10 protein-coding genes and 1 tRNA gene are annotated in these 12,859 nt (G+C 40.6%); all 11 read left to right on the top strand.

The window, feature by feature from the left end:
* Positions 1-79: 79 nt before the first annotated feature.
* The 11 genes from H6779_01490 (at position 80) to H6779_01440 (ending at position 12,820) form a co-directional block, all read left to right on the top strand.
* A complete protein-coding gene (locus H6779_01490; protein USN88102.1) occupies positions 80-1,447 on the top strand; it encodes a lytic murein transglycosylase in 1,368 nt (455 codons plus the stop codon).
* 102 nt (positions 1,448-1,549) lie between these two features.
* Positions 1,550-1,819 (top strand): type B 50S ribosomal protein L31, encoded by a 270-nt coding sequence (locus tag H6779_01485; protein ID USN88101.1) that lies wholly within the window; start codon positions 1,550-1,552, stop codon positions 1,817-1,819.
* A gap of 65 nt (positions 1,820-1,884) precedes the next feature.
* Positions 1,885-2,865, top strand: coding sequence for a PCRF domain-containing protein (locus tag H6779_01480; GenBank protein USN88100.1), 981 nt, complete (start codon positions 1,885-1,887; stop codon positions 2,863-2,865).
* Positions 2,866-2,932: 67 nt separating this feature from the next.
* On the top strand, positions 2,933-3,697 hold the full coding sequence (rpsB, locus tag H6779_01475) for a 30S ribosomal protein S2 (protein USN88099.1): 765 nt from the start codon (positions 2,933-2,935) through the stop codon (positions 3,695-3,697).
* 54 nt (positions 3,698-3,751) lie between these two features.
* A complete protein-coding gene (tsf, locus tag H6779_01470) occupies positions 3,752-4,336 on the top strand; it encodes an elongation factor Ts (protein ID USN88098.1) in 585 nt (194 codons plus the stop codon).
* 705 nt (positions 4,337-5,041) lie between these two features.
* Positions 5,042-5,115, top strand: a tRNA-Thr gene (locus tag H6779_01465).
* Positions 5,116-5,225: 110 nt separating this feature from the next.
* On the top strand, positions 5,226-6,785 hold the full coding sequence (locus tag H6779_01460; protein ID USN88097.1) for a glycosyltransferase family 2 protein: 1,560 nt from the start codon (positions 5,226-5,228) through the stop codon (positions 6,783-6,785).
* A gap of 9 nt (positions 6,786-6,794) precedes the next feature.
* Positions 6,795-7,940 (top strand): hypothetical protein, encoded by a 1,146-nt coding sequence (locus tag H6779_01455; protein USN88096.1) that lies wholly within the window; start codon positions 6,795-6,797, stop codon positions 7,938-7,940.
* Positions 7,941-7,955: 15 nt separating this feature from the next.
* Positions 7,956-8,678, top strand: a complete 723-nt coding sequence (gene pheS / locus H6779_01450; GenBank protein USN88095.1) for a phenylalanine--tRNA ligase subunit alpha — start codon at positions 7,956-7,958, stop codon at positions 8,676-8,678.
* 9 nt (positions 8,679-8,687) lie between these two features.
* Positions 8,688-10,622: a phenylalanine--tRNA ligase subunit beta gene (locus tag H6779_01445; protein USN88094.1), complete on the top strand. Its 1,935-nt coding sequence runs from the start codon at positions 8,688-8,690 to the stop codon at positions 10,620-10,622.
* Positions 10,623-10,750: 128 nt separating this feature from the next.
* Positions 10,751-12,820: a type IIA DNA topoisomerase subunit B gene (locus H6779_01440; protein USN88093.1), complete on the top strand. Its 2,070-nt coding sequence runs from the start codon at positions 10,751-10,753 to the stop codon at positions 12,818-12,820.
* Positions 12,821-12,859 lie beyond the last annotated feature (39 nt).

The raw sequence follows: 12,859 nt of genomic DNA, 5'->3' as shown, positions 1-12,859 counted from the left end.
TTGCTTAATGTCTTGCCGATAAAGGCTGTTGGTAGCGGGTTGGATGATTTGCCGACTTAAGTTTGATACAATAAGTCACATGAAGAAAATTTTGGCGATTGGTGTGATTACTATTATGGTAGCAATGCCTAGTTTGTCGGTGCTAAATGCTGAAACTGATGCTGAACGTAAGGCTCGTCTAGAGGCTGAGCTACAAAACGTAGAAAGACAGATTTTGACGCAGCAACGTTTAGTGGAGGATAAACAAATGGAAAGACAGTCGCTTGAGCGTGATATGGCCATAATTGACGGTCAAATAAAAAAAGCCCAATTAGGAATACAGGCTCGTTCAGTTAATATTACCCAGCTGTCGCTACAGATTGATGAGAAAGAAGTTATGTTAGGTATCCTAGAAGAGAAACAAAGAAAGCAAAAGGAGTCACTCGCTGACTTGGTGCGCCGTTCAGCTAATATCGAGGATTTTACTTTGGTTGAAGTTATTTTGAGCAAGCGGACATTTTCAGATTTTTTTGAAGATGTGGCTAGCTACCAATCAATAAAGGAATCACTAAACGAATCTTTATCTATTTTGAGGGGTATTAAAGAAGATACTTTTGCTCAAAAGAACCAGCTTGAATCAAAACAGGAAACTGAAGCAGAAATGAAACGAATTCAAGAGCTAGAGAAGCAGGAGATTGAAAAGAAAGAAAAGGAAAAATCCAGAATATTAACAACTACCAAAGGACAGGAAAGGGCTTACCAAGAACTTTTGGAGTCACAACAAAAAACCGCGGCGCAGCTTAGAAGTCAGTTGTTTGACTTGCTTGGTGGTGGAGGTGGTATACCATTCCCGGAAGCGGTAGAGCTGGCTAAGTATGCAGAAAATAAAACTGGCGTACCGGCTTCTCTTGTGTTGGCTATTCTTGAGCAGGAGACTAATCTCGGTTCACATCTAGGTAGTTGTATTTATAATGATTTACGAGGTGGTAAGACAGTGATGCATCCGGATCGTGATGCGCCAATCTTTGAAGCCATTGCCAAAATTCATGGCTTTGATCCACGTAGTCGACAGGTGTCATGTCCAATTACCAGTAACGGTGAGCGTTATGGTTGGGGTGGGGCTATGGGTCCATCACAATTTATACCATCAACCTGGGCTATTTATGGTGGTATCATAAATATCGGCACTGGCTGGATTTATGATCAAGGATCTGATGCGATCAGAATGATAAATGGTGGTACGGGACCGGCTAACCCATTTAGTAATCGAGATGCTTTCTTGGCGACAGCTCTACTCCTCCGTGATAACGGTGCTAATGGTACAGCTAGTGGTGATCGTATGGCGGCTCTTAGGTATTATGCCGGTTGGGGCGGAGCTAGCAATCCAGCCAACGCTTTTTATGGTGACCAGGTGATGAATCGCAAGGCCAGAATTCAGGGTGATATAGCAGTACTGGGAGGGGGTTAAAATATTAGAAACTGTCTAATTCAATCTAAATGTTCTATTTTAGACATCTTTTAAGTCTGTGGGTTGCTAAATGGCAGATATTTGCTATAGTGTGCCCTACATATGAAAGCAGATATTCATCCAGACAATTATAGGTTAGTTATATTTCACGATAACTCAAGCGGTGAGCGTTTTTTAATCGGATCTACTATTAAGACAGCAGCTACTGATAAGTGGACTGATGGAAATGAGTATCCATTGGCACATGTAGATGTATCTAGCGCTTCCCATCCTTTTTACACCGGACAAGAAAAGGTTATGGACACCGCTGGTAGGGTAGAGCGGTTCAAGAACAGAGCTTCTCAGGCGACTAATCGCAAGAAGAAAAAATAACACAGAAACCGCTTTTTAATTTTAAAAAAGAAGCGGTTTTTTGTTGTTTACGGTAAACTATATTTATGGAAATCAGTGAAGAAGAATTGCAGTCATTTCGTGACAATCAAAAAACTCAGTTTATGGCTGGGCAATTTGATGAACTTGCTCAGAAACAAAAAGAAGCAGAAGAGCTTATCGGTGATGATCCAGATATGGCAGAACTGGCTAGAGAAGATATTGATTCTATTGAGACTCAAAAGGTGTCGCTTTATGAAGAAATGCAGCGCATAGTGGCTGAGTCAAAGGAAGAAGAAGAACGTCCATACGGTGTTGTGTTAGAAGTTAGGGCCGGAGCCGGTGGAGACGAAGCGGCTTTGTTTGCTGAAGAATTAGCTCAAATGTATTTACAGTATGCGGCTATGAATGGTTGGTTTACATCAGTTGAGCACGAATCTAGATCTTCAGCTGGTGGCTATAAAGAAGCAGCTTTTGAGATAATTCATTCGCAGGCTTATGAGAAGCTTCGCTACGAAACCGGTGTTCATAGAGTACAACGTATTCCAGTTACTGAAAAATCTGGCAGAATCCACACCTCGACTGCTTCGGTGGCTATTTTACCACTACGAAAAAAACCAACTATCGAAATTAATCAGAGTGATATAGTGATGGAATTTTCGCGCTCGGGGGGAGCTGGTGGACAAAATGTCAATAAAGTAGAAACAGCTGTAAGACTTGTCCATACTCCTACTGGTATTGAGGTACGTAGTCAGAGCGAGCGGTCACAGCTGAAGAATCGCGAAAAGGCTATGAGTATTTTGGTGGCTAAATTAGAGGCGGCTCACGAGGAGGAGGAAGCTAAAAAGCATGCTTCAGAAAGGAAGAATCAAATCGGGACTGGTGATCGTTCAGAAAAGATTAGGACCTATAATTTTCCACAAAACCGCATTACTGACCATCGAATAAAGGTGTCTTGGCACAATATTGAAGAAGTCATGAAAGGGCAGCTAGATACTATTTTTGATGCTCTTAGTGAGGTGGCTACAGGCGGAGAAGTAGTTGCATAGGCTGGGTAGATGTGCTAACATCTGCTTTGCTTTAAGCGCGTTGCGCTTTTTTGCTTTAGAATTTTTTATGTCAACACAAACAAACAATAATTCATCACTCATTGACCGCTTGTTTAAGGCGGGTGCTCATTTTGGTTTTAAAAAAAGTCGTCGTCATCCGACTAGTGCACCATACTTATATGGTACAAAAGACGGTAATGATATCTTTGACCTTGAGAAGACAGCGGGCCTTATAAATCAAGCTAAAGAAATTATAAAAGAAGCTGGGTTAAACGGTAAAACGGTTTTATTTGTCGGAACCAAGGATGAAGCGGTAAAACAAGTTAAGGCAGCTGCCCTAAAAGTGGAGATGCCTTACGTAGTAAATCGCTGGATTGGAGGTATGTTAACTAATGCTTCAGAAACCAAGAAACGAGTTAACCGCCTTGAGCAACTAAATCGGGAAACTGAATCAGGTGAACTAGAGCGTAAGTATACAAAAAAAGAACGTCTGGTTCTTGGTCGTGAAATGACAAAATTGAATTTCAATTTTCAAGGAATCAGTACTATGCCAAAGACTCCCGATCTTATGGTAGTAGTCGATCCAAGACATGACCATATTGCAGTTAAAGAGGCGATTGATATGAAGGTGCCAGTTATTGGAATCATGAGTTCAGATTGTAATATTGCTGAGGTTAATTACCCAGTGTTGGTCAATGATGCTTTACAGCAAAGTGTAGCAGTGGTGCTCGATGAGTTGGTGTCAGCTTTACATGAGGGTAAATCGGCTTATACACCAAAAACAACTCCATCCCGAGTAACTATTAATAGAACTCGTTCCCCACGAGCTTAGTGGTTAAAACCAAAGTATAATATTTGGTGTTCTTTACTAAAATAATTTTTAACTATGGAAATTACTTCAGCGCAATTAAAAGAATTACGAGATAAAACTGGCATTTCAGTAATGCAATGTAAAAAGGCTTTGGAAGAAGCTGGTGGTGATATGGATAAGGCGGTTATTATCCTAAGAAAGAAGAGAAGTGAAGCGGCTGAAAAGAAATCAGATCGTGAATTAGGGGCTGGTGCTATCGGTTCTTATCTACACAATACAAATGAAGTAGCCGCCTTGGTTTTACTAGCTTGCGAAACAGACTTTGTATCTAAGAATGACGAATTTGTTGCCTTGGCTCGTGACGTTGCCATGCAAGTAGCGGCTACTAATCCGACTTATGTTTCTCGTGAGGACGTACCAGCTGAAGTAATTGAAAAAGCTAAAGAAGTATTTAAGGGAGAAGTTGAAGATAAACCGGCAGAAATGCAGGAAAAAATTCTGGAAGGTAAATTGTCATCTTACTTCAAAGAACAGATTCTCTTAGAACAAAGTTTTGTAAAGAATCCAGATCATACAATTGGTGAAATGATTACCGGAGCAGTTCAGAAATTTGGTGAAAATATCTCAGTAGTGAAAATATCCCGTCTATCTGTTAAATAAACATGGTTAGTGCCGCCCCATTGTTTTTAATCAGCATTTGTGTCTTCGTCTTTTACGCTATATTTGTCACAATCGAAAATCGACGCGGTAGGCGTCTCCTGTTTTCCTCTTTGAGAGGTTGGATTGATGCGGTCATAGTAAAAATTTATAATAAGCTCAGCTTTTGGTTTAGGTATCTTGGAAGGCATATAATTAAGTTGTCCTGGTACTATAGTATTCACCGGTTTCTTCGTTTTATTTTGACTTTGTTGGTAAAGAGCTATGATGGCTTAGAAAAAATATTTCTACAAAATCACAACCGAGCCAAAGTGATAAAAAAAGAAAAGAAGTTAATGGAGAAAGATAATCATTTACATCAAATGGTTGACCATAAGGCCAATACTGCGCTTAGCGCGAGTGAAAAAAAGAAGTTACTAAACAAGAAATTGGAAGGTCGGTAAATCAAGGTTGCGCTTTTTAGAAAAACAGCTTAAGATATCAGTCACACAAAAAGTTCGTGTGAACAATACCGCCACCTTAGCCCAGCTGGTTAGATAAGGAGAAATAAGGAGTAGCTTGCTACGACTATATTTTCCTTAAGCAGACGCAATGAAATTTTCGACCCCCAAGGGAGAAAATGAATATGCGGTCCGCTAAGGTTTTGTAAATGTTTACAAAACCGGCTAGTAAAAGTAAGATGTGCAATAATTAAATAAGGCAAAAAACGCCACCTTAGCTCAGCTGGTTAGAGCAACGGTTTTGTAAACCGTAGGTCCTCGGTTCGAATCCGAGAGGTGGCTCAGAATTATACAGAACTCTATATTTCGCAAGGCGGCCTGATCAGCATTAGGCCGTGATTAAAAACCCTTTATTTATACCTTTTTTGGTTGTATACTCAGGAACATTAACTATGCAGGGCGATAGCAAAGAGCATTTACTTTCATACGCTAAACAGGCTGATTTTCACGTCGGTCGGGCAACTGAACTAACTGGTAAAGATAAAGTCTTCTACCGATTCTTGGAGATATTGCCTGGTGTTGCTTCTTGGGGAACCTTGATTGGAGTAGTTTTGTTGTCCATCTATACTCCATTTATTGCTTCTTACTTTGTTATTGCTTTTGCCTTGTACTGGGTTCTAAAGACAGCTTTTTTGTCTTATCACTTACGCCACAATTGGAAGCGTCTACGGCATCATCTGACGCTTGATTGGAGTGTTTTAATTTCAAAGTTTGATTATGGGCATCTCCACCATGTGGTAATCTTGCCTTTTTATAAGGAATCAGCAGAGGTAGTGGAAGCGAGCCTAAGTGCTTTAGCCAAGGTTAAGTATGATCATAAAAAAATCATTGTGGTCTTAGCAGGAGAGGCTAGGGCTGGAGAATCAACTAATCAAACCTGTGAACTAATGAAACAAAAGTTTTCAGATAAATTTGGGGTTTTTCTAACCACTATTCATCCAGCTGATTTGCCTGGTGAAATGGCCGGGAAAGGTTCTAATTCTTCTTACGCTATTGAGGAGGTGCGTACCAAGGTCCTAGATCCAATGGGATTAAAGTATAGTGAAACTTTGGTGTCGATTTTTGATATTGATACAGTGTTGTATCCCGATTATTTCAATTGCTTAGTTTGGCACTTCATGAAGGCGGCTCGCCCTCTTAAGAGCTCATTTCAGCCGGTACCTATCTTTAATAATAATATTTGGGAAGCGCCCGCTATTTCCCGGGTGGTGGCAATGAGTAGTACATTTTGGGAAATGGTTCAGCAAGAGAGACCGGAGCGTATGGCAACTTTTTCATCCCATTCAGTTTCATTTCAAGCATTGTACGAAGTAGGGTACTGGCAGAAAAACATGGTAAGTGAAGACTCCCGTATTTATTGGAACTTACTTATGGCAAACAATGGTGAGTACGACGTTATACCATTATCATATCCAGTATCGATGGATGCCAATGCTGCACCAACTTTTTGGAAGACGATTGTTCAGATTTATAAGCAGCACCGTCGTTGGACGTATGGTGTTGAAAATCTATGTTACATTCTTTATCATTTTAAGAAGAATAAAAGTATTACGCTTAAGAAAAAGCTGACTATCGCTTTTCAACAAGCTGAGGGTTATTGGTCTTTGGTTACTAACCCGATCATGCTTTTTATTTTAGGCTGGGCACCTCTATATTTAGGTGGGCAGAATTTTCACCAGACAGTACTGTCTTTCAATCTGCCTTTAATCGTTCGAGACCTCTTGATTATCGCTATGTTTGGACTCATTGTGTCATCAATGATATCTCTCTCACTTTTACCGGCCCGCCCTAATCACACCAGTCGATTCCAGTATTTCGTTATGGCTGTGCAGTGGATCATGGTCCCGGCTACGATGATTATCTTTAGTGCTATTCCTGGACTAGATGCGCAAACTAGGTTAATGTTCGGTCGTTATATGGGCTTTTGGTCTACGCCCAAGGTAAAAATCTAGAATAAATATATGCAACCAGTTGTAAAACCACTTTCATACAGACATCGAAATTTCGTCTTTATTACCTTGACGTTAGTTTTTCTGATTAGCTTACCGATATTCATTTTTTATTCAGCTGGGTACCGGTATGATTTTTTCTCTGAAACCCCAACAGTGACTGCTACAGGTGGTTTGTATATTGCTTCTGAAGCATCAGATAGTCAGATTTATATTGATGAGGTGGAGGTGGCCAATGTCAGGATTTTTCGCAAAGCCTCGTACTTACAAGGAATACAGCCTGGGGTACACAGGGTACATGTGCAAGCTCCTGGGTTACATACCTGGGTTAAAAATCTGTTAGTCAGTCCACAAATTGTGACTGAGGCAGAGAGTTTTAATTTACCAGTAATACCACAGGTTAGACCGGTAACTGAATATACTGACAAAACTGGTGAAGCAATTTATTTCGTAAAGACAGCACCAACTGATCTGTTTAGCGATTCTTCAAGTACGCTGCCAGTTATATTTGCAACCTCGTCAGCTACAAGTAGTTATGATTTAAACCCTGAATACGCACTGCTTGATGAAATATTTGTAGAAAAAGCATCTACCACCGCGGCGTTAGCTGCTTGGGAAAAGGTTCAAGCCACCAAGTTTGGGTTTGCCACAGCAACTCCGGTAATAGTAGATGGTGAGGTGGCAACTACCACAGTTACCAGAGATCATTTGCAGCTATACAAGGATGGAGATGATGTTTTTGTTCATGCTCTAGGAACAGGAAAACAGGTTCCTTACTATTTCTGTTCTGATCCTGTCGTGTCGACTTCTTCGGCGGCGGTGGAGGCAGAAATAACAGTTGATCCAGAAGAAGAGATTGGCATAATAAACAGAGTAGAACCAATTGCTGAATCTTCCTGTAGAACAGATATTAGGATTGATAGAAAGTGGCAAATAGTGCATGACTTTAATTTTCTTCCAGGTAATCTTGATTTAGTGTTGATGCATCTTGATGATGGTATTTATGTCGTTGAGGCTGATGATCGATCGTGGCAAAATGTTCAGCTTTTATATCCAGGAGAAAATCTACAAATGCTGATTTACGGGGAACAGATTTTTGTGAAAAATGGCAAATTTATATTTGAAGCCCTAACCACAATTGATAGCATCAAAAACTAGTGTTAACATAAAAATATGCAACCTAAGACAGGACACCGACACCCTATAACTGCTACCATTGCTGAAATAAATGATATTTTTTCACGCATTGGCTTTTCTTTAGCTGAAGGCCCGGAAATGGAGAAAGAGCACTATAATTTTGACCGACTAAACGTAGCCAAGGATCATCCGTCACGTGATATGCAAGATACTTTTTGGCTAAAAAGTGAAGACGTTGATGAGCCGACTGTACTTAGGACTCATACTTCACCAGTACAGGCTCGTTATATGGATACCCACAAACCACCGATTCGTATTATTGTGCCAGGAAAGGTTTTTCGTAATGAGGCGACTGATGCTACTCATGAGGCTCAGTTTTATCAGTTGGAAGGTCTTTGTGTAGACGAAGAGATAAATCTAGGACACCTAAAGGGAGTGTTGGAGTATTTCTTCTCAAACTTTTTGAAGGGCGAAGTAGAGGTACGCTTTCGACCTAGCTTCTTTCCATTTGTAGAGCCTGGTCTTGAGGTTGATATGCGACTTTTGTCGGGGGAGAGCAAACTCAAGGGGAAGTGGGTGGAGATTTTTGGGGCTGGTATGGTGCACCCAAATGTACTTAAAGAGTCAGGAATAGATCCAAAGAAATACACAGGCTATGCTTTTGGTGGTGGTATCGATCGGTTGATAATGATCAAGTACGGAATTGATGATGTGAGAAATCTTTATGCTGGTGACTTGCGTTTAGTTAATCAGTTTTAATGTTGGTGTATGTTGGTATCTTATAATTGGTTAAAGGATTATTTGGGAGAAGATTTACCATCGGTTGATGAGGTGGTGGAGCTTCTGACTTTTCATGCGTTTGAAATAGAGGGTACAGAAAAGGTGGGGGGCGATACTCAAATCGAGGTTAATGTTTTGCCGGATCGAGCCAGTAGCTGTTTGTCTCATCGAGGAATAGCCCTTGAGCTTGCTGTTTTGCTCAACAAACCCCTGGTCGTAGATCAGTTGAAAGACGAGACAGAATTACCTGTTTTAGATGATTTTAAAATTGAGATTGAAGATAAGGCCGACTGTTCACGCTTCATGCTGGCTCTTATGGAGGGAGTTAAAGTAGGCCCATCACCAAAGTGGCTAAAAGAAAGACTTGAGACTCTCGGACAAAGGTCTATCAATAATATTGTTGATGCTACCAACTATGTGATGTTTGGACTCGGTCAACCGATGCATGTTTATGACTCAGACACCTTTTCTAAAAAAGATGACAAGTGGAATTTTGTGATTAGACGAGCCAAGGCTGGGGAGATAGTGAAACTATTACCGGAAAAAACCGGCGCGGAAGATCGTGAGGTTGATCTTAAAGGTACCGAGCTTTTAGTGGTAAATGGGGAAAGTGATCAGGCAGTAGCTTTGGCTGGTATAAAAGGCGGGACTTACGCCGGCTTACATGAAGGTACGACTAATATTATTTTAGAAGCAGCTAATTTTAATTCAACCTTGACTAGGAAAACAGCTAGAGCCTTGGGTATTCTGACCGATGCCTCTAAAAGATTTGAAAATGAAGTTTCTAGCACCTTGCCACCGTACGCAATGCGAACAATTGTGGAATTGATCACTGAAATTGCCAGCGGGGAACTTAAGGGTGTTTCCGATCAGTATCCGATGGTACAAGCTGAGTCGGTAGTTACGGTTCATCCAGATAGAGTAAATAAGGTGCTTGGTTTATCTCTAGAGGAGTCCTTTATGAAAGATGTTTTATTTAGGTTAGGGGCAGAAATCAGTGAATCTGAGTCTGGTTGGTTGGTGACAGCACCAAAGGAGAGAGTGGATCTAACTATCGAGGAAAACTATATAGATGAAATAGGGAGAATTTACGGCCTTTCAAATATTGTTTCAATTACTCCAGAAAATCTACCGTTAGCAGAAATAAATGCTAATCACTACTACAGTGAAAAGATAAGAAAAATTTTGGGTGAATTAGGCTTCTCCGAAGTAATGACTTCGTCCTTTAGAAAGAAAGATCAAATACATTTACAAAATGCTTTGGCTAGTGATAAGGAATATCTACGGTCAAGTATTATACCTGCTATTGAAGAAGCGCTAGCTCTCAATATACAAAATGTCGATATTCTTGGGTTACGTGATGTACGGATGTTTGAGATTGGTACAGTCTTTACTAAAGATGATAAAGGTAAAGCAAGAGAACATGTAGTTTTGACAATCGGGGCGAGAGTTAAAAAAACCGGTTACTCAGCAAAAGATGATGTGATAGTAAATGAGGCGATAAAAGCCCTAATAGAGGCTGGACTGGAAATAGGGGTGGGTGCCAAACAGGGTATATGTGAGACGAATCTGGATAAGCTTATTTCTGCTTTGCCAGAGCCTACCAAGTACGAACCGAATGTCCCTTTATCGGATATAACCTACAAACCATTTTCAGTTTATCCAGCGATTGTTCGTGATATTGCTATGTGGGTGCCGGAAAATACCGATATAGATAGCATAGGTAGGATTTTGAAAGACGGGGCAGGAGAATTGTGCGAAAGAATCACTTTGTTTGATGAATTTGCTAAAGATGGGCGGATCTCCTATGCGTTTAGATTAGTTTTTCAGTCATATGAAAAGACTTTAACTGATGATGAGGTAGAGCCGTATATGGCTGCTGTTTACCGAGCGGTAGAAAAAGCTGGATTTGATACCAGGTAGATGGATTTTATAAGAAAATAAGGGCAAAAAACTTTGTTTTTTGCCCTTATTTTCTTATAAAATCAACCAGACAATCAGTTATTTATCTGCTATAATAACCCCATATTTTAACGTTTTAATAATTCAGCATGGCAGATAAAAAAGATAAAAAGAAAGGAGGATATGATGCTTCATCTATCTCTGTTTTGGAAGGATTGGAGCCGGTTCGTAAGCGTCCGGGAATGTACATCGGTACTACCGGTCCAGACGGTCTCCATCACTTGATTTGGGAGGTGTTTGATAACTCACGCGATGAAGCGATGGGTGGTTTTGCTGATCGGGTGGAGGTCACTCTCCTACCTGATAACTATATTCGTGTGGTAGACAACGGACGTGGTATTCCGGTTGATGTACACAAACAGACAAAAGTTTCTGCTTTGGAAACCATTCTAACCACTCTTCATGCTGGAGGTAAGTTTGGCGGAGAAGGCTATAAAGTATCTGGTGGTCTTCATGGTGTAGGTGTCTCAGTGGTAAACGCACTTTCAACTCACGTTATTGCCGAAGTGCATCGTGACGGCGGATATTATATGCAAGAGTACAACATCGGTAAGCCAAAGGCTAAAGTAAAAAAAGTTGGACCATCAAAATTGCAGGGTACAATCATAACTTTCCAAGCCGACCCAATAATTTTTAAAGAAATCAATTATGATTTTAAACGAATTGTAAATCACTTACGTCAGCAAGCTTACTTGGTAAAAGCAATGAAAATATCTGTGCTTGATGCTAGGGAGATGAGTGAAGCCGAGCAGAAGAAGCTTGATCTGAAAGGGAAACAGTACCTAAGCGACGATCGTTTAGAAGTACCACAGCAACATTTTTATTTTGAAGGTGGACTTAAATCATTGGTAGCTTTTAATAATCATTACCAAAAACCAGTTCATAAAAATATTTTTTACGTTGAGAAGAATGATATTGATGAGATGGTAATGTCGGTTGAGGTAGCGGTACAGTATGTTGACGATATTTCCGCTCGAATCTCGGCTTTCGCTAATAACATCTATAACCCAGAGCATGGCACACATGTAACCGGATTTAAAACCGCGCTTACTCGTACTCTCAATAACTACGCTAAGAAAAATAATTTCTTTTCCGTCAAGGACAAAGACACCAGTTTTACCGGAGACGATGTGTTAGAGGGTATCACTGCAGTAGTGTCGGTCAAAATGCCCGAAATTCAGTTTGAGGGTCAGACCAAGGCCAAGCTGGGTTCGGTAGAGGCGAGAGGAGCGGTTGAGACAGTGTTTGGTGAAGCTTTCGCAACTTACTTAGAAGAGAACCCTGACGATGCTAAAGCTATTATCAATAAAGTTATTATTGCAGTTAAAGCCAGAAAAGCAGCCAAAGCGGCCAAGGACAGTGTGCTTCGTAAAGGTGCGCTTGAAGGAATGTCTTTGCCAGGTAAGCTGGCTGATTGTCAAAGTAAGAAAGCGGAAGACTCAGAGCTGTTTGTGGTAGAGGGAGACTCAGCTGGTGGTTCAGCTAAAATGGGACGTGATCGAAAGACTCAGGCTATTTTGGCACTGCGCGGTAAGATTCTCAATGTGGAGCGTGCTCGTATTGATAAAATGCTGGCTTCAGAGCAAATTAAAAATGTGGTGATTGCTCTTGGTACTGCAATTGGTGACGTGTTTGATATTTCTAAACTGCGTTATCACAAAATCATTATTGCTACTGACGCTGATGTTGACGGAGCTCATATTAGAACCCTGCTTCTGACTTTATTTTATCGGTACTTCAAACCTCTGATTGAAGGTGGTTTTATCTATATCGCACAACCTCCTTTGTACAAAATCCAGCGCGGCAAAGAAATGCACTACGCTTTTGACGACGAGGAAAAATTCAGGATATTAACAGATATGGGAGTAACTGTAGATGAAGAAGAGGTGACAGAAGAAGATTCGGAGGGGGAAGCAGAAGCTGAGGTCAGCAAGAAGAATACTAAGGTTAGAATTCAACGCTACAAAGGTTTGGGTGAAATGAATGCTGATGAGCTGTGGGAAACTACTATGAATCCAGAGTTTCGTATCTTAAAGCAAGTTACTATCGATGATGCACAAATGGCCGACAAGGTGTTTGATATCCTTATGGGGACTGACGTTTCTAGTCGAAAGTCATTTATTCAGTCCAATGCTAAGATGGCCAATTTGGATATTTAGTTTGGACAAATACAGAATACATAAAAAGACCGCCTTAGG

The organism is Candidatus Nomurabacteria bacterium, assembly GCA_023898525.1.
Classification (GTDB): Bacteria; Patescibacteriota; Minisyncoccia; order Phycocordibacterales; family UBA918; genus OLB19.
This window is presented reverse-complemented; position numbering and strand designations above follow the sequence as displayed.